25 protein-coding genes and 1 pseudogene are annotated in these 24,200 nt (G+C 66.4%); 4 read left to right on the top strand and 22 right to left on the bottom strand.

Annotation, left to right across the window (positions count from 1 at the left end):
• Window positions 1-19 precede the first annotated feature (19 nt).
• Window positions 20-1,189 (top strand): IS110 family RNA-guided transposase, encoded by a 1,170-nt coding sequence (locus ABIE57_RS05920; RefSeq protein WP_354538085.1) that lies wholly within the window; start codon window positions 20-22, stop codon window positions 1,187-1,189.
• A 271-nt stretch (window positions 1,190-1,460) separates the two neighbouring features.
• Here ABIE57_RS05920 and ABIE57_RS05915 read toward each other — a convergent pair whose 3' ends face one another.
• The 22 genes and pseudogenes from ABIE57_RS05915 to ABIE57_RS05810 form a co-directional block, all read right to left on the bottom strand.
• Window positions 1,461-1,712, bottom strand: a complete 252-nt coding sequence (locus ABIE57_RS05915; protein WP_354538194.1) for a hypothetical protein — start codon at window positions 1,710-1,712, stop codon at window positions 1,461-1,463.
• 136 nt (window positions 1,713-1,848) lie between these two features.
• Window positions 1,849-2,358, bottom strand: a pseudogene (locus ABIE57_RS05910) (DNA cytosine methyltransferase); the annotation flags it as partial.
• 1 nt (window position 2,359) lies between these two features.
• Window positions 2,360-3,733 carry a site-specific DNA-methyltransferase gene (locus tag ABIE57_RS05905; RefSeq protein WP_354538084.1) on the bottom strand — a complete coding sequence of 458 codons (1,374 nt, stop codon included), beginning with the start codon at window positions 3,731-3,733 and terminating at the stop codon, window positions 2,360-2,362.
• 522 nt (window positions 3,734-4,255) lie between these two features.
• Window positions 4,256-4,702: a DUF6362 family protein gene (locus ABIE57_RS05900; protein ID WP_354538083.1), complete on the bottom strand. Its 447-nt coding sequence runs from the start codon at window positions 4,700-4,702 to the stop codon at window positions 4,256-4,258.
• Window positions 4,695-4,889: a hypothetical protein gene (locus ABIE57_RS05895; RefSeq protein WP_354538082.1), complete on the bottom strand. Its 195-nt coding sequence runs from the start codon at window positions 4,887-4,889 to the stop codon at window positions 4,695-4,697. The genes ABIE57_RS05900 and ABIE57_RS05895 overlap by 8 nt, the downstream gene beginning before the upstream one ends.
• Window positions 4,886-5,407, bottom strand: a complete 522-nt coding sequence (locus ABIE57_RS05890; RefSeq protein WP_354538081.1) for a crossover junction endodeoxyribonuclease RuvC — start codon at window positions 5,405-5,407, stop codon at window positions 4,886-4,888. The genes ABIE57_RS05895 and ABIE57_RS05890 overlap by 4 nt, the downstream gene beginning before the upstream one ends.
• 616 nt (window positions 5,408-6,023) lie before the next feature.
• The gene (locus tag ABIE57_RS05885) at window positions 6,024-8,549 is read right to left on the bottom strand and encodes a S8 family peptidase (RefSeq protein ID WP_354538080.1); all 2,526 of its coding nucleotides are present in this window, start codon (window positions 8,547-8,549) and stop codon (window positions 6,024-6,026) included.
• The gene (locus tag ABIE57_RS05880) at window positions 8,500-9,531 is read right to left on the bottom strand and encodes an AAA family ATPase (protein ID WP_354538079.1); all 1,032 of its coding nucleotides are present in this window, start codon (window positions 9,529-9,531) and stop codon (window positions 8,500-8,502) included. Before ABIE57_RS05880 ends, ABIE57_RS05885 begins: the two co-directional genes overlap by 50 nt.
• Before the next feature lie 213 nt (window positions 9,532-9,744).
• Window positions 9,745-12,324, bottom strand: a complete 2,580-nt coding sequence (locus tag ABIE57_RS05875) for a VapE domain-containing protein (protein WP_354538078.1) — start codon at window positions 12,322-12,324, stop codon at window positions 9,745-9,747.
• Window positions 12,325-12,334: 10 nt separating this feature from the next.
• Complete coding sequence (locus tag ABIE57_RS05870; protein WP_354538077.1) at window positions 12,335-13,654, bottom strand: ATP-dependent DNA helicase; 1,320 nt, start codon at window positions 13,652-13,654, stop codon at window positions 12,335-12,337.
• Window positions 13,651-14,400: a hypothetical protein gene (locus tag ABIE57_RS05865; protein WP_354538076.1), complete on the bottom strand. Its 750-nt coding sequence runs from the start codon at window positions 14,398-14,400 to the stop codon at window positions 13,651-13,653. The genes ABIE57_RS05870 and ABIE57_RS05865 overlap by 4 nt, the downstream gene beginning before the upstream one ends.
• Entirely contained in the window at window positions 14,397-15,197 is an 801-nt protein-coding gene (locus ABIE57_RS05860; RefSeq protein WP_354538075.1) for a hypothetical protein, read from the bottom strand. The genes ABIE57_RS05865 and ABIE57_RS05860 overlap by 4 nt, the downstream gene beginning before the upstream one ends.
• Window positions 15,194-15,409, bottom strand: coding sequence for a hypothetical protein (locus tag ABIE57_RS05855; protein ID WP_354538074.1), 216 nt, complete (start codon window positions 15,407-15,409; stop codon window positions 15,194-15,196). Before ABIE57_RS05855 ends, ABIE57_RS05860 begins: the two co-directional genes overlap by 4 nt.
• Before the next feature lie 11 nt (window positions 15,410-15,420).
• On the bottom strand, window positions 15,421-15,648 hold the full coding sequence (locus tag ABIE57_RS05850) for a DUF6511 domain-containing protein (protein ID WP_354538073.1): 228 nt from the start codon (window positions 15,646-15,648) through the stop codon (window positions 15,421-15,423).
• Window positions 15,649-15,788: 140 nt separating this feature from the next.
• Window positions 15,789-16,019 (bottom strand): hypothetical protein, encoded by a 231-nt coding sequence (locus tag ABIE57_RS05845; protein WP_354538072.1) that lies wholly within the window; start codon window positions 16,017-16,019, stop codon window positions 15,789-15,791.
• Window positions 16,020-16,101: 82 nt separating this feature from the next.
• Window positions 16,102-16,854, bottom strand: a complete 753-nt coding sequence (locus tag ABIE57_RS05840; protein ID WP_354538071.1) for a hypothetical protein — start codon at window positions 16,852-16,854, stop codon at window positions 16,102-16,104.
• 19 nt (window positions 16,855-16,873) lie between these two features.
• Complete coding sequence (locus tag ABIE57_RS05835; RefSeq protein WP_354538070.1) at window positions 16,874-17,731, bottom strand: ATP-binding protein; 858 nt, start codon at window positions 17,729-17,731, stop codon at window positions 16,874-16,876.
• Between the two features lie 105 nt (window positions 17,732-17,836).
• Window positions 17,837-18,319: a hypothetical protein gene (locus ABIE57_RS05830; protein ID WP_354538069.1), complete on the bottom strand. Its 483-nt coding sequence runs from the start codon at window positions 18,317-18,319 to the stop codon at window positions 17,837-17,839.
• 35 nt (window positions 18,320-18,354) lie between these two features.
• The gene (locus tag ABIE57_RS05825; protein ID WP_354538068.1) at window positions 18,355-18,711 is read right to left on the bottom strand and encodes a hypothetical protein; all 357 of its coding nucleotides are present in this window, start codon (window positions 18,709-18,711) and stop codon (window positions 18,355-18,357) included.
• A gap of 13 nt (window positions 18,712-18,724) precedes the next feature.
• Window positions 18,725-19,318 carry a hypothetical protein gene (locus tag ABIE57_RS05820; RefSeq protein ID WP_354538067.1) on the bottom strand — a complete coding sequence of 198 codons (594 nt, stop codon included), beginning with the start codon at window positions 19,316-19,318 and terminating at the stop codon, window positions 18,725-18,727.
• A gap of 106 nt (window positions 19,319-19,424) precedes the next feature.
• Window positions 19,425-20,402 (bottom strand): hypothetical protein, encoded by a 978-nt coding sequence (locus tag ABIE57_RS05815; protein WP_354538066.1) that lies wholly within the window; start codon window positions 20,400-20,402, stop codon window positions 19,425-19,427.
• The gene (locus ABIE57_RS05810; protein WP_354538065.1) at window positions 20,371-21,606 is read right to left on the bottom strand and encodes a hypothetical protein; all 1,236 of its coding nucleotides are present in this window, start codon (window positions 21,604-21,606) and stop codon (window positions 20,371-20,373) included. The genes ABIE57_RS05815 and ABIE57_RS05810 overlap by 32 nt, the downstream gene beginning before the upstream one ends.
• 364 nt (window positions 21,607-21,970) lie before the next feature.
• Between ABIE57_RS05810 and ABIE57_RS05805 the strand changes: the two genes are divergently transcribed.
• From ABIE57_RS05805 to ABIE57_RS05795, 3 genes are read left to right on the top strand one after another with little or no spacing between them, the layout of a single operon-like run.
• Window positions 21,971-22,426: a DUF2924 domain-containing protein gene (locus ABIE57_RS05805; protein ID WP_354538064.1), complete on the top strand. Its 456-nt coding sequence runs from the start codon at window positions 21,971-21,973 to the stop codon at window positions 22,424-22,426.
• Window positions 22,423-23,733 carry a recombinase family protein gene (locus ABIE57_RS05800; RefSeq protein ID WP_354538063.1) on the top strand — a complete coding sequence of 437 codons (1,311 nt, stop codon included), beginning with the start codon at window positions 22,423-22,425 and terminating at the stop codon, window positions 23,731-23,733. The genes ABIE57_RS05805 and ABIE57_RS05800 overlap by 4 nt, the downstream gene beginning before the upstream one ends.
• Window positions 23,730-24,119: a ParB/RepB/Spo0J family partition protein gene (locus tag ABIE57_RS05795; RefSeq protein ID WP_354538062.1), complete on the top strand. Its 390-nt coding sequence runs from the start codon at window positions 23,730-23,732 to the stop codon at window positions 24,117-24,119. Before ABIE57_RS05800 ends, ABIE57_RS05795 begins: the two co-directional genes overlap by 4 nt.
• Window positions 24,120-24,200 lie beyond the last annotated feature (81 nt).

Genomic DNA, 24,200 nt, shown 5'->3' with positions numbered 1-24,200 from the left:
ATCTGCACAGGAGACAGCCATGAACAAGCCTTCCCCCGCGATCATCACGCCGGCCGCGATCCGCACCGATCTTGGCGCGATTTTCGTCTCGTTGGAACTCAGCCGATCGCGTTGGGTCGTCACGTCGCTGTCGCCCGGCGGCGGCGAGAAGATGTCGAAGCACAGCGTGCCGGGCGGCGACATTGCGGGGCTCATGGAGCGTTTCCGGCTTCTTGTAGCGAAAGCGAAGGCGCGCACGGGACGGGATTTCCCGATCGTCACCATTCAGGAGGCGGGTCTCGACGGCTTCTGGATCCACCGCGCGCTGGTGAAGGAAGGCATCGAGAGCCATGTCGTCGATCCGGCCTCGATCGCGACCTCGCGTCGGCGGCGGCGCGCCAAGACCGACAGGATCGACGGCGAGGCACTGGTGCGGGCGCTGCTGGCCTTCAAGCGGGCAGAGCCGCGGGTCTGCGCCATGGTCCGGGCCCCGTCGCCCGCTGAGGAGGACGCGCGCCGGATCATGCGCGAGCGCAAGACCCTGACCGGCGAGCGTGTTGCGCATGTCAACCGCATCAAGGGGCTGCTCTTCGCGCAAGGCGTGAGCGGATATGAGCCGCTGCGGCGCGATCGTCGCAAGCGGCTGGAAGAGCTGCGGACCGGGGACGGCCGGGAACTCCCGCGGCATCTGACGGCGCAGATCCTGCGCGAGCTCGACCGGCTGGAACTGCTGCTGGCGCAGATCAAGGCGGTGGAGGCCGAGCGCGATGCCGAACTGGCACAGGCCCGGGAGGCCGCGCTGCCCGCCTCGGCCGCGCGGCTGCTGGAGATCAGGGGGATCGGCCCGGAATTCGCCATGCTGCTTTGGTCGGAGGGGCTCTATCGTCACTTCGACAACCGAAGGCAGGTGGCCGCCTATGCGGGTCTGGCGCCGACGCCGTGGCAGAGCGGAGCGGTCGACCAGGAACAAGGCGTGTCGAAAGCCGGCAATCCGCGGCTGCGCACCACGATGATCCAGCTGGCCTGGCTCTGGCTGCAGCACCAGCCGACATCGGCGTTGACGCAGTGGTTTCGCGACAGGGTGGCGCATCAGGGTGGCCGCTCGCGCAAACCCGCCATCGTGGCGCTGGCGCGAAAGCTGCTGGTTGCACTCTGGAAATACGTCGCCACGGGTGTCGTGATCGAGGGTGCCGCGATGAAACCCGCCTGACCTGATACATCCTTTTTTCGAAATTCGACGGGGCCCGATCAGCCTCGCCGGATCCGGGTGGATGAACCGGGCCGGACCCTGGTCTGACAAGAACCGTGTTCAAGATTGGTCTCATCCGCTCGAGCCCAGCCCGCCGCAAGCGGAATTCTGGACCGCGCCGACCGCCCGACAGGGCACCTGCGCGACCGTATGTGAGGTTGATCGTGCCCGGAACCGGGCCGCGTCATGCATTCGGGCTCGGACCTCGGATCCTGAAACAGACGGAGCGTAATCATGTGACCAAATGCCAACCGTTGACATCGGAGTGCCCATGTGAGGTCCGGGGCGTGTCGCAGGAAGGCGCGCCAACCGCTGGCGTCACCAGGACCTGGCGGCCAAGCAGGCCGTTCACCGGCGTGTTCGCCAGGCTCGTCGCGCCATCCTTGTGGTCCCGGGCCGTCGGCGTCATCCACATCCCCGCCGAATGGGTCAGATCGGCCGTCTTGCGGTTGCCCGCGCTCGGCTTGCAACCGTCGTTCGCCATCGGTGTCGGCCAGAGCCGCAGCATCTCCGTCCGGTTGCCGCCGCTCGAACGGGTCCCAGAGCAGGCGCGCGGGGTCGGCCAACTCGTCCCCTTCGCGGATGGCGAGGATGAAGAGCCGCTCTCGTCGATGGGGCGCGCCGACTTCCGCCGCCGTGAAGAGGCCTGCCGCAAGCTTGTAGCCCATGCGGACCAGTCCTGCGGCGACTTCGGGGAAGCCGAGGCGGAGATGATGGGCGACATTCTCGAGGAAGACGAAGGGTGGCTCGACCTCGCCGATGATGCGGGCGACATGCGGCCAGAGGTGGCGCGGGTCGTCCGTGCCCCGGCGCTTGCCTGCGACGGAGAACGGCTGACACGGATAGCCCGCAGTGACGATGTCCACCGCGCCGCGCCACGGGCCGCCGTCGAAGGTTCCAACGTCGTCCCAGACAACAGCCTGATCCAGGGACGCGTCTTCCATCCGCGCCACGAGAGTGGCTGCGGCGAAGGTTTCCCGTTCGACATGGCCCACAGCACGATATCCGGGGATGGCGATGGCAAGCCCGAGGTCGAGACCGCCTGCGCCGGAGCAGAGGGAGAGGCCGAAGAGGCATGCGTCTCCGGCTCCGGAAGTGTCTCCGGAGGAACGTAAAGCCAGGTCATGCATGTCACGCGGCGGTCTTGCGCTTTCGCGCGGGTTCGGGGGCGGCGTCCTTGACCGGCGTATCGGCCCGGGCTTCGGCGTCGTCCCCCAGCCGCTCGGTTCTCACCTCAGCGAAGGTCCGACCGTCGCCATCGAGGATCGCCTCGCGCCCGGTCTCGGCCCGCCAGCGTTCGACGGCGACATCGACATAGGCCGCGCTAATCTCCATTGCGAAGACGCGGCGGCCGTTGGCCTCGCCCGCCATGATCTGCGAACCCGAGCCCGAGAAGGGCTCGTAGCAGAGGCCGCCCCGCGCAACATGCTGGCGCATCGGGATGCCGAACGCGTCGAGCGGCTTCGGGGTCGGGTGGTCGGGCCGGTCGTCCTTGGCGAAGCTGGGCAGCGCCCATGTCGAGGGCAGCGTTTCCTCGGCCACCTTCGGCGGCCGGTTCGGGCGACGCCAACCCATGAAGCAGGGTTCGTGCTTCCAGAGATAGTGCGAGCGGGTCAGAACCCCGCGATCCTTCACCCAGATGATCTGCTGGTGGACGAAGGCGCCCGCCTTCTCCCAGCAGGCTTCGAGCATCGCCTGGCGGCGCGAGGCGTGCCAGCAATACCACGCGGCATCGTCGGCGATGGCTTCGGCGACCGCAGCGGCAATGAAACCGTCGTAGAGGTCCGCGCCTTGGCTGCTGTCATCCCAGGTGGTGCCATAAGACGCCGACCAGTCTTTATTCCGCGTCGGGTGGTTCGATCCGTCGTAATCCACCAGATACGGTGGGTCGGTGGCGAATAGCACCGCCCGTTCGCCGTTCATCAGGCGGCGCACGTCGGCGTGGTTCGTGCTGTCCCCGCAGAGCAGCCGATGGTCGCCAAGGATCCAGAGATCGCCCGTGCGCGAAGCTGGATTGCGCGGCGGCTCGGGGATGGTCACCGGCGGCACGCTGGTGCCGCCGCTTTCCTCGCCGTCCCCCTCCGGCACGAAGGCCAGCAGCTTGTCCAACTCGCCGTCGGAAAACCCGACCAGCGACAGGTCGAAATCCTCGGCCAGCAGGTCGTTCAGTTCCGCCGACAGCAACGCCTCGTCCCAGGTGCCGAGCTCCGTCAGCTTGTTGTCGGCGATGCGATAGGCCCGCCGCTGCGCCTCGGTCAGATGGCCGAGCACGATCACCGGCGCTTCCGTCAGCCCCAGTTGCGTGGCGGCCAGCACCCGGCCATGGCCCGCGATCAGCTCACCGTCCTCGGCCACGAGGCACGGCACGGTCCAGCCGAACTCGGCCATGCTGGCAGCGATCTTGGCGACCTGCTCGGCGCCATGCACCTTCGCGTTCCTCGCGCAGGGCTGCAGGCGCGCAAGCGGCCACATCTCGATCGCGTCCGGGGCGAAGCTGAGGGTCATGCAGGTTCCTGTCGATGATGGGGCGGCTTCCGCCCGGGTGGATTCCGCGATGCGGGCATCCACGGGCTTCCGGCTGGACTCCGGGGTCCAGGGTGTCCACCCCGGAGTCCACCAGCCAAGTGGTTGTTATTGCGTGGTTATTTGTGGTTTCGGGGGTGGACTCCACCCGGGGTGGCTTCCCAAAAAATCGGCCCTGTCGCTGGCGATATGCCGCGCTTCGCCCGCCAGCATACGTTTCGGCCCGGAAAGGAACCGTAAAACAATGGCTTGGCGGTTTGGCTCAGGGACGACCGGTCACCGATTGATCCGGAAAACCATTCTCTGCGCGCGCCCCCCGTCAACCGCCTGCCACTCGCCCTTCGAACCATCCGGACCCCGATCTGGATTCCGGCCTGGCTTCCAGATGGACCCCGGAAGCCAGCGGCGCGGGCCGTCCCGCGCGCGCCTCTCCCGAGCATATCGTTTTTGTAGGCCTCGGCGCGGGCAGGGTGAACCCCGTCCGATGTCTCTCCGAAAATTCCCTCACAGGACGATTTTCCTTGACAGCCGGTCGGCATTCTCGACCACGAAGCGCTTCGAACGTCGCGAGGACGGCACGCGACCGTTGAGCCGCCAGGTGATCAGCGCGACGCCGTACTGCCAGTGGCGGTTGGCTGCCGGACGGCTCAGCCCGATCTCCCAGGTGATCTTCTTCCACGGCTCGCCGTTGGCACGCAACCAGACGATGCGGGCGTCGCTCTTCTCCAGCCAGCGCAGCCAGAGCATCGCCTCCTCGGCCTGCGTGATCTGACGCGGGCTGGGCCTCGGGCGACGCATCCGCGGCTCCTGGCCGACCTTGTCGGCGAAGCTGTGGAAATACTCGGGCCATGCGTTGAAGAAGCCCTGCGGCATCACGCCCGGCATCTGCCGCATCACGCCCGCCGCGAGCTCCAGCCGGTCCTGCACCTGCGCTGTGGTCCACTCACCCATGGCGCGCCTCCCGTTCCCGCTTGCCATAGAGCCGCTCGCCAAGTTGACGGACCAGCTCGCGTTCGGGCCAGGTCAGGCGGTCGTCGTCGATGGCGACGGCCAGCAGCCCTTGTTCCTTCCAGCCGTCGCGCTTGACCTCGTCGGGGTTGCGGCGGTGCCCGCCGTAGCCATGGGGATGCCACCTCATGCGACACCCCCATTCGTTGCGATGGCCCACAGCAGGAGCGCGATAGCATCAGCTTCGTTGTCGTCGGCGGGAGAGAACCCGCGGGCTCGCGCCGCGGCGATCATCGCCTCCTTCGGGGCGTTGCCTCGGCCAGTGGCGTGGCGCTTGATGGTGCCCACCGGCACGCCCTGATAAGGCACCCCGCGCAGCTCGGCCCATGCGGTCAGGGTGGCCATCAGACCGCCATAGACATGCGATGCGTCGACACCCTTGTGATTTCTGACTTCCTCGAACCAGATCGCGGCGATGGGACCGGACAGCCGGTCGATCTCCGTCAGCCAGTTGGTGAAGCGCAGATAACGCATGCCACCGCCATCGAAGCGGCCCGGGCGGAACAACGCGGTGCCGCTGGTGGTCAGGCCTTCATGGGTCCGGAGCGCCCAGCCGGTCGTGGTGCCGAGATCGAGCGCGAGGATGCAGGACCTGGAGATCGCGCCCGGCTCGGGGCGGACGTCCTGCGCGGGGATCGGTGTGTTCATCGTGAAGGCTCACAAGCTGTGGGCCTTCGGCTTCGGTCACCGCAATATCTAGCATCCGGCGGGTCTGCGCCAAAGCGAAAACGACCACGGGCGCGACGGCGGGCGGCGATCGACGCTCACCTCAGCTCCGGTCCCAACCTCAGGGCGCGTGGTCCCAACCTTCGGGGAGGTTGGGACAGGGTTTTATCATTCCACACCAATGGTTTGACCGGATGTGGTCCCAACCTCGGTGTCCCCAACGGGGGGCCTTCTCTTTTCGTATGGAAAAACATGGTCCCGACGTTTTCCGTTCTCCCACATCAATGTATGGTAAAAGGTTGGGACCACGGAGTGAGGTTGGGGACACCGTTGTTTTTGCACACCTTTTCGTGTCCCCAACCCCCTCGGAAGGTTGGGACAGGGTTGGGACCACCAGGGGGGTTGGGACAGTACCCAGTGACGAAAGCCAGGCGGATTCCGAAAAACTGAGGACGGGCAGCGGAGGGAGGAATGCTGCCTTTCAATGCTCAGCAGGCGACAGTGTCATCCGTGTATCTGCGACGCCGTCAAGCTGTCGCGCGCTGCGTCTGGCTAGCGTGGGCCTCTATACGGAAATCTTCTGTGCGACGTCGCAGCGTCAAGCTCCTCCGGCCGGACGCGCTTGGACCAGCGGCGCGAGTCGAGCCCGCACTTCGTCGTAGATGCCGATTTCACTCGGCATTGAAATTGTCACGGCTAATCCAAAGGGTATCGCCTCATCAACTGGCGCGCCTTGATCGGGATCGCGCTGTACGACAAGAGGAATCGTCATGTTGGGCGTGACGACCGGCGCATTCGCCCCGCTCCAGCGCCGCGAGTTGACTGTCCCGCGATTACTCTGATTTTCGTCTGGATGCCAACGATCGCCAGAGACAGCGAGCGCGTCGAGTTCGACCGGTGTGAGAACCTTCAGTCGACAGCTGCGATAGCTCTTGCGGCCGGGCACAACAGGCGAAAACCAAGCAACCGTTGCTGACAGGCTGTGCGGTCTTGCCTTTCCGCCAATTGCCGAAGGTACCGGCACGTCGATCGTTGCGATGCGATCGGCCCCCAAGAGCCCTGTTGCGAAAAACGTCGCCCGATCCGCAGCACAAGCCACCGCGTCATCAGAATCGACATAGCCGTAGCCGAGGAAGCGCCGAATGTTATCCTTCTGCTTAGACGCTTGGCCGCGCCCGGTGGGGCCGAGGGTATTCTTGATGAGTTCAGCGGTCTCCCTCGGCCATTGGGCCGGATGTACCAGAAGGGCCTTCAGCAGAACTGCACGCTGCAAGGGCGGCATGCGCAGAAACGCGTCCCCATAGGCGGCCTCGAGGGCATCGTGGATGCGGTGACACGTCCGCGACGCAAGCGCCGCTGCTGCGCTGGTTCCATTCGAATAGCCGTCAAGATTCTCTCGACCTGCCCTTGGCGGCGCCGCAACCTTGAGCCCCGCTCCGCGCGAGGCCGATGCCGGACGGACGTCAATGTGCCGGTGATTGCCGACACAGGCCATGTGTTCGCGGGCGCCGGGCATCAGAATGTCCGGCTTGACCGATCTGGCAAAGCCCGGTCCGAGGCTGCTCGATGGGTTCGCCGCGACGTGAGCCGGGAAGGGATCGATCAAGGCTCGCGCCAACCCGCGCTCGGCAGGACCGACGGCGTCGACGTTTCCAGCACCGACCGTGATGCCGTTCACCGTCTCTGCTGGCGATAGCAGGCGGCGGTCCGCCATGACGCCATGCAGCGTAGCAACCATTGATTTCGCGCGGCTTTCTGCGTCGGCATCCTCGTAGTCCCGGCTGGTGGCGTAACCCGGCATGCCGAATGGGAAGACCTGATTGCCGGCACTCACCACAAAGAGCAGGCCGAAGCGATAGGCTAGGCGGTCGAGCAGGCGGGCCCAGGGCGAAAGGTGCTTGTGGAATGGCCGATATCGATTTCCGAGGGAGAGATTGACGATCACGACCCCGGGGCGCTGTTCGCGCAGCCTTGTGACCGCGAGGTAGATCATGTCGACAATGAGCCTGTCGGGAGGGAAGGCATCATTGTTCCCCAAGACCGGGATCATGTGGATCTTTCTCGGCAGTGGGGCCTCGCCGCGATTGAGGTCCCCGTGAATGACGAGGGATGCCATCGCCGTTCCATGCGCCCGAGACGCCACGAGGGCGTCCGGCTCAAGATCGAAGGGATCGTCGAGGTCGATATGGGCGGCCAGCCGCCTGTGGCCACTGACAGGGACGCCGTCGAGCACCGCAAGAATCGGCTCACCGAGTTCCTCGATCTGCTCCCCGGCCTGCGGGCTGTCTTCAGGATCGCCGATCTGGACGGTCGTGGCCTCGGACTGCGGACGGATGTGCATCACCGCGTCCAAACCAGCGATCCCCGCGATCCGCCGTTCGATGATTTCGCGCACGGCCCAAGCCGGGATATCGGCAAGGAGTGCATGGTAGGAAATGTCGGGCAAGCGGCAGCGAGACAGGACCAAGCCCCCTCGCGCCGTCAGCGCGTGTGACGTCTCCTCTTCACTGAGTCGAGCGACCGCCTCATTGGCCCTGAAAACCAGTTCGATCTCCAGTCGGATCAGATCGTTGTCCTGGTGGCCGTCGAGAATTGAGGAGAGAAAGGTCCGATCTGACGGTTGAACGCGGTCGTCTGGCCCCCATGCACGCAAGTCCCTGAGGTGTTCGAACACATTCGCCCAGGGCGTTTCCCCTCTGACCAGTTGTCCAGCCTGCCACCGCCGCCACAGCGATTCAAGGCTTCGCAAGGCCACCATGTCGGGGACCAGAAGGTAGGCGACGGGTTGCTTGTCTTCCTCGTCGCCGTCGAGTTCTTCCTCATCCACCAGTTCCAGCCCGCCCACTTGGCGGATGGACGCGGCAAACGAACTGATCGCGCCGCGGACTTCGAACACCAGCAGCCGTTCCGGCGCGAGGCCGGCAGGGTCTGCGCGCAGTTCAAGCGCCCCATCGCCGCGCGCGAGAATTTCGGCGAGGCGCGTGAACTTTGGGCCGAACGCGCTGGTCTGGCGGTCTCGCGGAAAGGCATCTGGCGAGGGAACGGGTCGGGCGCGGCCTTTGGGGCGGGGCTGATCAGCTCTCGGCGTCAGTCTCAGGAGAGGTTTTGTTGGATCGCTCGGCATTTATGAACTCGGGCGTGACGCGCGAAGTCCAAAGATCCAGTTCCGCGCGCAATGCCTCATCAACCGAAACCTCCCCTAAACCAAGAATCTGCCGCCGTCTGACATTCTGGCAGAAGTCGAGAGCTTCTGCGTAACTCACATTTCCGAGGCGGCCGGCAAGTCGGCTCAGCGCCATTTTTGGTGCATCTGGCCAGCCCGAAATGACCCGGTCCAGAAACACCGCAATCTCGGTCTTCTTGGGAGCCGGAAATGCCAGCCGCATCTGAAAACGGCGCCAGACAGCGCGATCGAGCAGCTCGCCATGATTGGTAGCCGCGACCACAATGACGTAGCTGGGAAGCTGATCGAGTTGCATGAGCAGGAAAGAGACAACCCGTTTTATCTCTCCCGTTTCATGTGTATCGCCGCGTTCCTTGCCGATGGCATCGAACTCGTCGAAGAACAGAACGCTCGGAGTCGTTCGCACATAGTCAAAGAGTTTGCGGAGCCGCGCGTTCGTCTCACCGAGGTAACTGCCGATCAAGGCGTCATATCTGACAACGAAGAAGGGCAGGCCTAGGCCCTCTGCCACTGCCTCGGCGAACGACGTCTTGCCATTGCCTGGGGGGCCCGACAGCAAGACCCGGTGCCGTGGTTCATAGCCGTTCGTGCGCAGGACATCCGCTCTGCGATGCTCTTCAAGAAGCTGGCGGCCACTTTCTTTTGCTGGCAAAGGAAGCAGGATGTCGTCGAGCTGGAGCTGCGGCGTGACCTCGAGAATGGCCTCGCGCCCGTTCGGATCCGCCAAGTGAGGCGAGCTTGCCGTAAGGGCAGGAGGTGTGATCGGGACGGCCGATAAGGCGCGCTGCATGCGGTCGGCCACGATGAAATGCTTCTTGGCGCGCTCTTCCGCGACCATCGCTTCGGTGGTGGAGCGCAGCATCTCTCGATCGCCGGTCGCACCCGCGCGAATCAAGGATACAAGAAGATCGCTCCGCGCCATGTCAGACCTTACGCACCACGATGCACCACCTTTTCGGTCGAGCGCCCAACGAAGACGGTATTCTTGCTCCCGAAATACGGTCGCCAGAAGCAACCCAAAAGACGCCGCGACATTTTTACAGGTTAGCATCCCTTAGCCCGACAAGGAATCCCCCATTGACACCCGCTGGGCATGAAACCGCTGAGATGTGGCATCGGCTCCAGGCGCACAGGCCTACCAAGCTCCTTTTCGGTACCGCCACTCCCGTGCCGCCTCGCGCCCGCCCTCGTCGCGCCGCCGGTACCGCTCCCAGCCGTTCGCCTTGAGGTAGGCCGAGACGCGCATCTGATCGCCTCGCGTCCAGCGGGCGGGTTCGAGCCCGATGGCCTCCTCGAGGATCTCGCCGACCGACACATCCCGCAGCGGCTCCGGGCGCGGCACGTTCTCGGTGCGGGAGTTGCCATAGTCGGGGAAGCCGTCGGAGACGGTGCGGATCTCGTGTGTCAGCCAGTGCTCGATCAGGTCGTCCCAGGCGTCGGACTGGTAGCGGCGGTCTTGCTCCTCGCGGGCTTCCGCCAGCAGCGCCGGGTCGTCGATCCACCAGATCGCCCCGGCGCGGAAGTGGTGGACCGCTTCGGCCCAGAGCTGGTAGCGGTCGCGAGCGAGCGCCGCGATGTCGATGGTGCCGCAGCGGAGCGGCCAGAAGCGGCGGTTGCCGGTCTCGTCGCGCAGGTAGGTGTCCGGGTTGACCGTACCCGCGAAGACACACTGGCGCGGCACCTCGACGGTGTAGCGGCCATAGGGTGGGCGGAAACGGTCGGTGGTGCGGGTGAGGAACGCCTTGATGCGCGAGACCTCGGCGCGGCCGATGGCGTCGAGTTCGGCGATCTCGACGATCCAGACGCCCTGCATGTGGATGGCGGCATCCTTGGACCCAAGCTCTGGCAGTTCGTCGGTGAACCATTCCTCACCGGCCAGCACCTTCAATGCGGTGGACTTGCGCGCGCCCTGCGGCCCTTCGAGGATCAGCATGTGGTCTGCCTTGACGCCCGGGCGGAAGATGCGGGCGACGGCCGAAATCAGCCACAGCGCGCCGACGGTATGGTGAAACGCGGTGGGTTCGGCCCCGAGATAGGTGCTGGTCCAGGTCTCGATCCGGGGCGTGCCGTCCCAGCGCAGGTGCTCCAGCCAGTCACGCACCGGGTGGATGCGATGGTCACGGGCGACGGCGCCTATCGCGCGGCCGACCACCATGGGGGCGACGTTGACGCCGCGCAGTTGCAGCCATTCGGCGGAGCGGACGTCGTCCGCATCCTCCCAGGGCCGGGGAAATGGCCCGGTCGTGCTGTCCCATGGCAGCGGTTGCCGCACCACGATTTCTTGGGCGAAATCGTCGAAGGCGAGCACGCCCGCGAAGGCGACATCGGAGGTCAGAGCAATGATGACATTGGCCTCGTTGCGTTCGGGGGTTCCGGCCATGTCCTGACGCAGGCGGTTGAACCAGGCCGGTTTGGCGATACGCGCATTGGGATCGCCGCTGACGTTGACGCGACGGCGCAGTTCGGCAAGCTGCTTGTCCAGGATCGACATGGAAATGCCGGTGGCGGTCTTGATCCGGGCGAGGATCTGGCGTTCGGGCAGCGGGTCCAGTCTGGCAAGCGCGGCGCGGCCGAGAAGCTGGCCGAGGGCGGTGATGTCAGGCGGGTTGGTCAAGGCGTCGGCGGCGGCGACCAGCGTGTCGATATCTTCCCCGGCCGGGGCGACCGGTTCTGCCGCCGCATCCTCTGCGGGCTCGATCATCAAGGCGGTCGCGGGCACGGCGGCCTCGCCAGGATAGTCCTCGGCCCGCGCGCCCCGCATCAGATCGTCGTTGAAATCATCCCCGTGGAGCGGCAGGACGATCTCGTTCGCAATGTCGGCCCGGTTCAGCCGGTCCGACAGTGTCGCGGCTGCCTGACGCCCGGCATCGCCCGCGTCAGCGTAGATGGTGATGCGCGTCGTGCCCTCGGGCCAGCGAAAGCGCGCCAGCCCATCGGCCGAAAGGGCCGCCCAGACCGGTGTGCCGAAGAGGTCGTGCGCCGCTACAGCCGTCTCGATGCCTTCGGCCACACCAAGGTGGCCGTCTTTTGGCATGGCGAACAGACGCACTGCGGCGTCCGCGACCGAGCCCAGCATCTTCTTGCCCGCAGGGGCCTTGGCGCTGCCGTCATCGAGCAGAAAGGTCCGGTGAATGCCGGGTGCGCGATCTCCGTTCGCGAACCGCGCCAGCGCGATCAGCCCCGGCCAACCGCGACGGCTCTCGAAATCAGGCAGGTCAGGGTGGAACATCAAATGCGGCGATGCAGGATCCGATAGCCCGCGCGCGCGGAGGTAGTCTTCACCCACGGTGCCCACCAGGGGGATAGCACCCGCGACCAGCCTCGCGATCTCGGTGGAATGATCGGGCTTGGGGCGCGGCGCGGACCGGGGTGGCGGATGGTCCATGCCCGCGATCCGCGCCGCCTCGTCGAAAAGTGCTGCGTCAGAGAAGCCCGTCGCCTGGGCAATCAGGTCGATAGGGCCCGCCCGCTCGCCGGTGGCATAGTCGAAACCCCAGCCGGCATAGGGCCCGTCGAGGTGGATGGTGCAGGATCCCTCCTTGCGCGGGGCCCGGCCCGAAAGATCGGCGCAACGCAACGCGCGCCGGTCACGGGCAAGCCGCGCCTCGGGGAACAGCCGCGGCAGCCAGTCGGCGGCCGTGACGGCCAGCCGGTCGCGCACCGCCGCCAGATCATGGCGGGGGTTGGCGGTGGCGACATCGTTCAGGTCGATCATCGCACCCCCTTCAGGCCAGCAGCACAAGGCCGCGCTCGGCCCGGGTGATCGCGGTATAGAGCCAGCGGCGGCGGTCGAGATCGGTCCGGCCCAGCCCGTCGTCCCAGACGATCACGTTCTCCCATTGCGAGCCTTGCGCCTTGTGGGCCGTGATCGCCCAGCCGAAGGTGGCTTCGGTCAGAAGACGCTTGTCCTTCCAGTCGCGGTCGTGGCGTTTCGGATCGTTGGCGACATGATCCTCGAAATGCCCCTTGTAGACGCGCAGGCGGCCGGGTCGGCCGTCGCGATCAAGGGGCCCGACCCGGCGACCATCCTCGTCATGGACGATGGCCGAGAAATGGAGGCTGCCTTCGTCGACGATGCCTTCCAGTGTCAGGAACATGCCGTTGATCAGCCCGAGGTCGTTCTGGTTCTTCAGGCAGATGATCTTTTCCGCAGCCCCGGTGGGCAGGTATGTCCCGCCGAGCCCCGCGGCCGCGCGCATCGCATTGTTGAGTTGCAGCCGCGTCGCGTTCAGGCCGCAGATCAACTGCCCGCCGCGCAGCGCCTGATCCGGGGTGATGTCGCCCTTGCGCAGCTTGGCCACGAAGGCGTCGTAGGTCCCGAAGCCGATGGGCTCGCCCATTCGCGCCATGGTGGCCAGCCGGATGATGGCGCTTTCCGCCGCTTGGCGGTGGATCTCGGTCAGCATCACGTCGGGCGCGTCACGGGTGAAGGCGCCTTCACCCTTGATGGGGGGCAACTGGCCGGGGTCGCCCAGCACCAGGATGGGCTTGCCAAAACTCATCAGGTCGCGCGCCATCTCCTCGCCCACCATCGACACCTCATCCAGCACGATCAGTCTGGCATCGGCGGCATCGCTCTGCGGGTTCAGGGCAAAGCGCGGATGTTTCATGGCCGAAAGCGCCTGGCGCATCGCCTCGATTCCCGCCTCGGCTGCGGTCCTGTCGAAGCCGGTCAGCTTGCGGGCGGCGGCCTCGGCTTCCTGCACCTTCACGGCGGCGGCCGCGACTTCCTCTTCGGTCGACTCGATCACCGAGTAGATCAGGCTGTGAATGGTGCGCGCGGATGTGCCCTTGCGGGTCAGCACCAGTGCGGCCTTGCCGGTGAAGGTGGCGGTGACGACGCCGGGCACGCAAGTGCCGTCCCTGGCGCTGCGGTGGGGCGCGAGGCCGAGGTCGTCGAGGGCGAATTTCAGAACGGTGCTCTTGCCCGATCCGGCATAGCCGAAGAGACGGAACACCTGCTGCTGGTCGGTGCGATTTTCGAACCAGTCGCGGACCTCGGCGATGGCGGCGGCCTGTGCGGCCGAGGGGGTGAAACTGGTCATGCGGCGTGTCCTCCGACAGCGTAGTCCTTGACCACCCCGCCGCGTTCGGGATTGCCGACCTCGCATTGCCGCACGAAGACGCGCCGCCCATCGGCGAGCTGACGCCAATGCCCGCGACGAAGATGCCAGCGCGGGCTGGCATGGCTGTCGCCCGGATCGGCGGCGGCGGTCCGAAGGCGTTCCGGATCGATGGCGACCTGCCGCCAGACCCACCCGCGCACGCCGTCGCGGGCAAGGCGGGTGCGTTTCGCGACCGACACCTTGCGGTCGCGGATGTCCGGCGATGCGCCGAGGATGGTCAATGCCCGCCAGACGATGCCGGCGGCGACCTCGCCGTGACCGCGTATCGTCTGGTCCTTCTGCTCGGCCGGATTGCCCTCGATCTCTACCATGCCGTCCGGAAGCATCCAGATCCGCACCAGGCAGTCGGTCCAGCCGCCCGGCGCGCGCTTGCGCATCAGGAAGGTCGCCTCGACGATATCGTCATGCTCGCGTGCGCAGACGATCAGACCGGAGGGCGCCGGACGCTGCTCGCGCACCTCGAAGATCACGGTCGGATGCGGCAGCCGGACCGGGCCGGTCAGCACCCGGGTCATTGCGCGATCGACGGTCTCGCCGTCGAAGGCGGCCTGATCGTCGAAGAAGTAGATCGGCGCGAACTCCGCCGCTTCGAGCAGGTCCGGGCACCAGAAGCGAGCCCTGTGGTTGCGGACGATGCGCTTGAGTTCGTAGGCGTCGGGGATCATGCGTGGGTCTCCTTCCAGCAACGGTTCGCCCACGCGCAGGGCGCATGCCATTTCCCCGCCGACATGCCACCCCGGCACAGAACCGCCGTAGGGACAGCCGCCGTTCGCGGCAGCCATTCGCCCGCTTCGGACGCCCGCACCACCGCGACGGCGCGATCCGACATTTCCTGCGCGAGGCGGGCATCGAAGGGCACCAGTTCGGCGTGCAGTTCCATCGTGTCGCGGTTCAGCGCGGTGAAGAGCGCGGGCTTCGGCAGATCGAGATAGGCCTGATAGAGCGCAAGCTGGGCGGCATAGACCGGGCGGGCGATGCTGACCCCGCGCTTGACCACGTCCTTCCAGCTTGATGCCCCGAGCGCCTTGTTTTCCCAGAGGGCGGGATAGTCCATGGCGACCGGGCCGGAAACGAGGCAGCCGTCGATATGGCCCTTGAACCGGCCGCCAAGGGCCTCGAAGCCGAACTGCCGCCCATCGGCGCGCGCCGTGCGCAGATCGAACCCGGCGATGCGCAGCCAGCCCGCGACGATGTCCTCGCCCCGGTGCCCCGCCTCGAAGATGCGCAGGGTTTTCGGGGCGAACTCCTGACCCTCGTCTTTTGGCACGGCCAGAAAGTCATACTGGATCTGGCGCAGACAATCGCGGCCAAGACCCGAGGAGCTGACATAGGTGCGCGGACGCTCGGCGCGGTTGCGCGCGGACAGCGCCGTGTCGATGGCGGCGGACACGGCTTCGGCAATGGGTGGACGCGGCGCGGCGGCGCCGTAGAGGAAGCCCGATTTATGGTTGAGGTCGATCATCGGTCGCGCTCCCAGAACCCACCGGCCTGCGCGATGCAGGTCAGCTTGTGAAACTGGGCGTCCGTCAACTGGACACGCGCGCCGAACCGTTCGAGTTTCTGGCGCAGGCTATCGCAGAATTCGATCTCGAAATCTGTGGCGGCATTTTCGGTGGCGGCGGCCAGAAGCCCTTTCCAGGCGCAGGTCGTCGTATCGTCGTTCAGATCAATCATGGCGCTTCTCCCTAAAACGGGATCGGATCGTCGTGGGCGGTGCCGGTGCGTTCCCTGATCGCCCCCTGCGCCAGCATGCTGTCGACGTAACCGGTCACCGCCGCCTCGATCAGGCGGTCGATGTCTTCGGCGCTGCGATGGAAGAAGGGCTCCATGAGCCCGAGGTCGGTGAGCGCTTCGGCGAAGAGCGTCCGCGCGTCGCGGATCGCACGGCCCTCGCGGGCGGTCTTGTCGATCATGCCATTGTTCCTTTGGGCAATTGCGCTGCCTGCGTCCTGACAGCGGAGCGAGCAGAAGCGGTGATAGGGATGGCGATCCCAGCGGAGGCCGTGGCAGTAGCCGAAGCCGCGCGCCTTTCGGGCGCAGACGGCGCAGAGCGCTATCCGATCAAGAAGGTCGCGATCGGGTCCTCTTGCGGCCAATCCAGCCGGTGCAGGCGTTCCGCCTGCATCACGATCCAGCGCGAGATGGCGTTCACCGCCATGGCCTCGAGGTCGCCGAGGGTAAGGCTTGCGATGGGTTGGTGCAGTCTTCCTCGGGCCTCGAGCCATTTTCCGATCTCCAGCGCGGCGGCGCGCGTCACATGCGCCTGCCATTCGTCCGGGGTCATGGGCCGGTTCCCCGGCCCAGCCCCATCGCCTTGGGCGGTTGGTGATCGTGCCGCCCCACCTGACCGCCGCGTCCGTCGTGCCTCAGCCATTGAGCCACGCGGGCATCGCGGGGGTGGCCGGCGCCGCCGGTGCGGGCTGCGGCGGCGCGGGTTGCGGTGCCGGTGCCGGGGCGGCCGCTTGCGCGCCCCAGTTCGGCGCCGCGGGCGACGGTTGCGCCGCGCCCCATGCCGGTGTCGGCGCCTGCCAGCCCGGCACCTGCGCGCTCACGGCCTTGCGCGGCGGGGCGTTGACCGGATCCGGCGGCACGGTTTCGCCGCGCATGATCGCGGCATGGCTCGCGTCGTCGGGCAGAACGACGTTGGCGATGCGGTTTTGGTCGCGGTATTGCGGGTTGGAGGCGGGCTCCACCATGATCCGCGCGGCGAAGACGATGCCGTCGAGATGCTTGAGCCCGGGCAGAACCCGCTTGGCCTTGGCGCCGGGGCTTTCGTCCCTGGGATCGAGCCCGAGAGCGCTGTCGACCATCGCCCGAAAGGTGGATTTCGAGATCTTCCAGCCGATGGACTGGCCTTTCTCGTCCAGCTTCCCGCCCGCCACGGTGAAACTCTGCCAGAACTTGCGCCGGGCATGGGGGCCATCGACCACGGTGAATTCGCAATCGAGCATGCGTGCATCGCTGGATTGCGATGCCTTCAGCAGCCCCGCATCCATCGGGGTCGCACCGTTCACGCCGCCGGGGCGGATGGTCAGGCGGACCTTGGCGAAGGTGCCGTCGGGGATCAGCTCGCCGATGGGGGCCATCTGCGGCTGGGCGTCGTTGAGATCGTAGCTCATGTCAGTTTCCTTTCAGGGATCAGGAGGCGAGTGCAGGTTTGAGAGCGGTTCGGCCATCGATCCGGGCGAGCAGCGCGCCGAGATCGGGCGGTTCGGTCATGTCGAGGCGGCCGGAGCGGTCCTTGGCCGGAAGGCCCCAGGGGTTGCCGGAGCGGCAGACGAGGCGGCGCTCGGCGGAGGTCTCGTCGAGGGTCCACTCGCCCTCGGCATCACGCGCGAACAGCTGCATCGAGACCACCTGGTCCACGATCCCGGGCAATTCCCGCCCGGCCTTGCTGCCCTCCATCTGCGGCTGCCAGGTGACCGTCCCGAAATCGTCGGTGACCTTTTCCAGCACGCCGACGAAGATCACCGTCTTGCCGCGCGCATGCTGCAGGTGCTTCAGCGCCTGGATCACTTCGCGCCCCAACAGCCCATAGGCCCCGCGTACATCCGGCTTGCCGGTCCGGTCCGAGAACGCCTCGGGCTGCTGGCGGGCATAGGCCATGACTTGCCGGGTCAAATCGGTGATCGAGTCGACGAACACGATGCGGCGCGCGGCAAGAAAGGCTTCGATGCCGCTGTCGCGGTGCTGGGCCTGCAACCACGCATGGCGTTCGGCACCATACCAGGATTGCGGATGCTGCGCAGGATCGGGCCCACCGATCAGCACCACCAGATCGCGGAAATCGGTGAAGCTGCGCACCGGGATCGACGCCCCGCGCCAGTCCTGCACCGACTTCATCCCGGCCTCGAGGTCGAGGCAGACGGTTTCCTCGGCGGGCAGCGATTTCAGGAGCGTGGTCTTGCCCACGCCGGGCGGACCGAAGATCGCCAGCGAGGTCTTGTTCTCGGCCGAGGAGATGCGCTCGTCGGCGGTGATGATGCGGAAAGTCATGGGGTTCTCCGGAATTTGCGTTCAGGGTGCGCGGCGGCGGGGGGTGACCGGGTGCCGAAGGGGAACCTGCCCGGCGTTGCCGCGCGGGCGTCCCGCCGCCGCGCGTCACCGGTCTCGGGTCTCGAGCCGGAACACGGGTTTGCCGGTGGTCTCGCTCCGCGCGTCCGCGAAGCCCTCGCGCATCGCCGCGGGCCAGGCGCCGTAGCGCCGCTCGGGCACGCGGTAGGCGATCTCGAGATACTCGGTCGTGTCATCGCCGGCCGCGCGGATGCGCTCGGCCATCGCCGCGAGACGGTCCTGATCCCAGGTCACCTTCTTCGGCAGATCGGCGACGATTACGATGCCGTCGTCCTCGATGCGCACGGTGCCGGAGGTCTTGCCCTGGGTGGCCCGCTCGGCCGCGGCGGCGGCCTCGTAACGTTGCGCGATGCCAGCCTCGAGCCGGTCCCGCAGCCGCTTCACGCGGGCGGTCTCGGTGAGCGCCGTCGTCTGCAGGTCCAGCAGCAGCTCGGGCGGAAATGCGGCGATGTCGCCAATGGCGAAGCGATCGAGGTCAATGAGGCGTGGGGCGTTGTCGTTTTGCGGCATGGCGGAAACTCCGTTGGAAGGGGATGGCAGGGCCATCACGCGGCCTCGGCGTCTTCGAGGAGACGGGCGAGCGGCACGGGCGTGCGGCGCGGCTTGGTCCGGGCGATGGCGAGATAGGCGAAGCGGTCCGGGCCGAGCCGCACCTGAACGAGGTGGACGAGGTCCGCCTCAAAAGCCCGATGCGCGGCGCTGGCGAGCGCCCCAAGCCTGCGACGCTCGGGCTCCGGCAGCGTCGAGATGACGGCCGTCGTGTCGATCCCGAGAAACCCGCGGTGGTATTCGAGGCGGTCGTCGGGCATCGCCTGACCGATCCAGGCGCAGAATTCGACATCGGTGAGCGGCCGGGGCCTGGCCGGGATGAAGGCGGTGCGGGGCATGATGAGCATCTCCATGTCCTCCCTCTACTCACGCGGCTCGCGAGGCGTCCCACCGCGCCCCGAACCCGCGCATCGCGAGGTCGAGCCGCAACCGGGCGATGCGGCGGTAAAGGGCGGAGCGGGAGATGCCGCTGTGGCTGACAATCTCGGCGATGGCGCAGGTCCCGAGAGCGGCGCAGAGCCTGCGGGCCTCTTCCGGCAGCGCGCCAAGGGCGAGGGCAAGATCGTGACGCAACTCGGCATCCTCGGCCGCGCTGGCATCCTGGCCATGCCAGGCAGCGAGCCCGTCGGTTTCCGCCAACAGGCAACCCAGCGGCTCGACCCCGCCAGCGATCGGCGCATCGAGCGAAAGCACCGTCCCGCCCTGCGCCCGGCGCTGGCGGTGATGGCGGATCGCGATCCGCGCGGACTGGTTGCGCAGGATGATGCCCGCGAAGGCGCCGATGCTGCCGCGTCGGGCATCGAAGCCGGGCAGACGGCAGATCAGATCGACGAGCAGGTCCTGGCGGAGATCGTCGAGATCGGCCGCGGGGAGCGCCAGCTTGCGGTGCAGACGCCGCGCCGCGAGGTCGGCCTCGTCGATCAGCGTGGCGAGGTCGGAGGGGGAAATGGGTGGGTGCATGTCGTGGTGCCTCGGAACATCATTGCTGTTGTTCCGAAACTGCCGTTTCGCTGCGGGCGATTGGTGGGAATGGCGTGGGAAAATCGTGGGAGAAACGTGGATCGTCTCAGTCGCGGATGTCGATGTCCTGTCCCGGCAAGCTGATGGTCAGTCCCCGTCCGTGCACCGTCTTCACCAGGTCGAAAGCCTGTTCGCGCGTCAGACCCTGCTTCTGCAACTTGTCGCGGAGTTCGTTGATGACATCGCGATGGGTCGCCCGGTTGGTCAGGGCATAGAGTTCCTGATAGGTGAGCATGACCTGTCCAGCCGCGACCTTCTCGGCGGCACCGAGAAAACAGTCGAATTCGGTAAGCGACAGGACGAAATCGCGGCCATCCAGTTGCACGCTTCGCCGTGAGCGTGAAATCATTAGCCGGGCGGTTCTGGATGCGGCGGAATCTGAGGACGTCGCCGCGACGTGCGGCTCCGCAAGGATCCGCGCGAGGTCCAGACGATCCGCACCGGACTGGTCAGGGATCATCACCTCGCTGAAGTCCAGCACCGGAATTCCGGCTTCCCGCCAACGAATTGCGATGGTCGCCTCGATTGCGGTGGCGATCAGGGCCACCCTTGTGCCGCCCACCGCGGCCTTGAGCGCAAGGATCATGCCGGGCGCTTCCAACCTGTCAGGGTCGTTGCAAAGCACCATGGCATAGCCTGAAGGTGCCTTGCCGATCAGCCAGACGCCGTCATCCATCCGGACCACGCCGCCGACAAGCCCGCCCGATGCCGCGATTTCGCCCGCCAGGTGTTCCCCGTCGACGGAATAGCGTTTCAGGTCGTCCTCGGTGAGGGCAACGTCTTCAGCGGCATCATGCGGACAGCAAGCGCGAATCTCGTCGCCGACCCGCCGGATCGGGCGCGCATCAAGCCCGCAGTCGCAATGCGTGCAGACCGGCCAATTGTCGGCCTTGCGCTGTTCGATCAGAACCCGGGCCCGCAGCAGGCGCTCGACCTCGCGCTCGGGGAAGCGGCGTAGCGCCCGGCCGGAGACCCTGGCCTCCGCCCCGCCGTTACTCAGCCGCTTCCACAACCAGGTCAGCATCGCGATCCTTTTCCAGCCCGTTGCGCGCGACCAGCGCATGAATCGCCTTCTCGAAGCGGGTGCGACGGAAGGCGAGCGTGCCGGGCGGCTTCAAACGCACGGTCACCTTGGCGGGCTGTTTCGCGTCGCTCTTGAAAAACACCCGGAAGGTGATCTCTCCCAGACGCCAGCCGCGGCCGAAGCGCACCTCGCTGGCCTTGAAATGCCGGAGCGCCGCACCGGATGCGTCCTTCGACTCCCAGCTGCGCACATAGCGCCATGCGCCATCCTCGTCCTCGGCGAAGAAATCGGCCGCTGCCGCCACGATCCGAACCTCGAGGATCCTCTCGTCGAACGCATGCTGGAATGCGAAGTCCGGGCCGAACGCGGTGATGGGATCGAGGGTATAGAGATCGCGCGCGTCCTTGCCGGCGAAGAAACCGGGTCGCCCGAGGATGTGTTCGGCGAAGATCGCCGCCACTTCGGCCTGCTGCGCCCTTGGCACGCCGCCGATGCGCAGGAGCCCTTCGTTCGATGCATAGCGCAGGGCCGCATATTTCACCGCGCGCAGGGTGATGATCTGTTCGCGGTCGCCCGCCACGACCGGCGTGGTCGTGACCGGTGCGCCATGGCTGACGACGAGGTTGATCTCGCCATCCTCCTCATAGGGGCCGAGACGACAGTAATCGCCCTGCAGGTCCTGCGCGAACAGCTTCACGATGGCGGCCTTGAATGCCGCCGACGCCGCCTCGGTCAGATCGGCTCCGACATCGCGCTGCGGGCCGCGAAACTCCGCCATGGCGGTCGGCGCCCGCAGCGCCTGGAAATCGGCCGCCGCCTCGAAGATCGGGTGGTGATGCAGATAGGCGTGCAACGCCACATGCTTGGATTCGTGCCTCACCGGCGCCGAGTCGGCCTGTTTCGCATCGAGGTCGGAATAGAGGATCACGCCCTGGCGGCGAGCCTCGTTCAGGATGAGTTGCATGCCTTCGCCGGTGCCGAGTTCGGCGACCCGATGCAGATCCGCGATCAGCCCTTCGGACCAGGCGGTGATCGGCGCCGCGAAATAGGCGGCCATCCGTTTGCGAATCTCGGCAACTTCGCCCTCGAACACGAGAGGGAGGCCATCGTCCTTGAAATGACGCGCGAAGAGGTCGCGCATGAGCACGACATCGATGCTGTTGAGAAACTTCGGATTGACAAATTTCTTGATGTCGGACCCCATGGCACCCCCTCGCTGAAGACTCATTTGTTCATATTATGTTCTAACAACCAGAACAACCCTGAGTCGAGTCGAAACAGGCGCGGTTCGCGCATTGCCACCGTCCGTGGGACAGATTGAAAGGGCCGTGAGTAGAGGAAGGGTGAGACCTCACGGACACGCCCTTCATGAAACGCCCCAATCCGCTATCACCCGCCCGAATGACCCCCGCCGAGCGCCGCGCCGAGCTGTGCGGCCTGCTGGCGCTCGGGCTGGTTCGGCTGCGGATGCGGGAGATGGGCGAAGTATCTGACGATACTGGAGAACGTTGCCTACACTATCCGCCCGACCAATGCCGTCATGCAACTCCAACTCAGCGGAGAAATGCATGAACAAGCCCGATCCCATCCCCGCGCGCCTGGCCGCGCTCAAGACCACGTCGACGCCCGAGCTGAAGAAACAGTGGCGAGAGTTGTTCGACAGCGAGCCGCCGCCCTTCAACCGGCGCTACCTGGAGTCCCGCCTGGCCTACCGCATTCAGGAACTGGCCTATGGTGGGCTGAGGCCGGAGACGATCCGGCGGCTGGAGCGGCTGGGCGAGGAGTTGGACGGCGGCGACCGATCCAAGCGCCGCATCCGCGCCGACCGCGACCGTCCCATCACCGGCACGCGGCTGCTGCGCGAGTGGCAGGGCGTCGAACAGATCGTCACCGTGACCGCCGATGGCTTCGAATGGCAGGGCCGCCCCTACAAGTCGCTGTCCGCCATCGCGCGCGCGATCACCGGCACACGCTGGAACGGCTGGGTCTTCTTCGGGCTGAAAAACCATCGGAGAACGGCATGAACAAATCTGTCGTTCGCAAGCTGCGTTGCGCGGTCTACACCCGGAAATCCTCCGAGGAAGGGCTGGAGCAGGAGTTCAACAGTCTCCACGCCCAGCGCGAGGCCTGCGAGGCCTACATCGCCAGCCAGCGCTCCGAGGGCTGGGTGCTGGTCCGCGACCAGTATGACGACGGCGGCATCTCGGGCGGCACGCTGGAGCGGCCCGGCCTCAAGCGCCTGCTGGAAGACATCGAGGACGGGCTCGTCGATGTGGTGGTGGTCTACAAGATCGACCGCCTCAGCCGCTCACTCGCCGACTTCGCCAAGCTGGTCGAGGTGTTCGACCGCAACGGCGTGACGTTCGTCTCGGTCACGCAGTCCTTCAACACGACCACGTCGATGGGCAGGCTGACGCTGAACATCCTGCTCAGCTTCGCGCAGTTCGAGCGCGAGGTGACGGCCGAGCGCATTCGCGACAAGGTCGCCGCCTCTCGCCGGAAGGGCATGTGGATGGGTGGGGTGCCGCCCTACGGCTACCGGGTCGAGAACCGGAAGCTGGTCATCGACGAAGAAGGCGCCGCGCATGTCCGCTGGATCTTCGCCCGCTTCCTCGAGATCGGGTCGAGCACGGAACTGGCGCGGGAGGTCGGCGCACGCGGCATCCGGACGCCGCGCGGGAACCGGATCGACAAGAAATACATCTACCGGATGCTCGGCAACCGCGCCTACATCGGCGAGGCGGTCCACAAGGGCGATAGCTACCCCGGCGAGCACGACGCCATCATCGACCGCGAGACGTGGGACAAGGTTCATGCCATCCTTCGGACAAGCCCGCGCAAGCGTGCCGCCCGGACTCGCGCCGACACGCCCGCGCTGTTGAAGGGGCTGCTCTTCGGTCCCAATGGTGCCGCGTTTTCGCCGACCCATACGCGCAAGGGCGACAGGCTCTACCGCTACTACGTCAGCCAGACAGTGCTGAAGCACGGTGCCGGGTCATGCCCGGTGGGCCGCGTGCCAGCAGGGGAGATCGAGGCCACGGTCATCGACCAACTCCGTGCCGTGTTCCGACAGCCAGAGATTGTTGCGGGGACATGGAAGGCGGCGCGTGTTCACGCCGACGACATCTCCGAGGCCGACGCGCGTGCGGCGCTGCAGCAACTCGATGCGCTGTGGCACGAATTCTTCCCCGCCGAGCAGGCACGCATCGTGGCACTGCTGGTCGAACGCGTCGATGTTGGCACTGACGGGCTCAACATTCGCCTGCGCGTTGATGGCCTCGGTGGCCTCGCGCGCGAGATGCTTGCCGGCGGAATCGGAGAAGCTGCATGACCCGCGGGTCTCCAGCCCCGGAGACGGTGACGCTCCACGTGCCGTTCCGCATCGTGAAGCGGGGCGGACGGAAGGAGATGCAGCTGCCGGAAGGCGCTACCCAGCCGCGGCGCGCGGACAACACGTTGGTCAAGGCGCTGGCACGTGCATTCCGATGGAAGCGGATGCTTGAGTCGGGCGAATACGCCACCATCGCCGAATTGGCCGAACGGGAGGGCATAGCGCCCTCCTACATGACCCGCGTCCTGCGGCTCACGCTGCTCGCGCCTAACATCGTTGAGGCGATCCTGGACGGGACGTACGGGCCCGATGTGACGTTGGCGCTGGTGCTGGAGCCGTTTCCGGTGGAGTGGGGTCGACAGCCAGGTCGATCAGACCGCGCCTGACGACCCCGGCATCGGGCGTACGAACGGGCTCATTACAGGCGCCAACTACCCGCGCACCGCCAAGGCGCAGCATTGGCCGAA

This window comes from Roseovarius sp. MBR-6 (assembly GCF_040547525.1).
Lineage (GTDB): Bacteria > Pseudomonadota > Alphaproteobacteria > Rhodobacterales > Rhodobacteraceae > Roseovarius.
The sequence above is the reverse complement of the archived record's forward strand: the minus strand, read 5'-3'. Positions and strand labels throughout refer to the sequence as shown.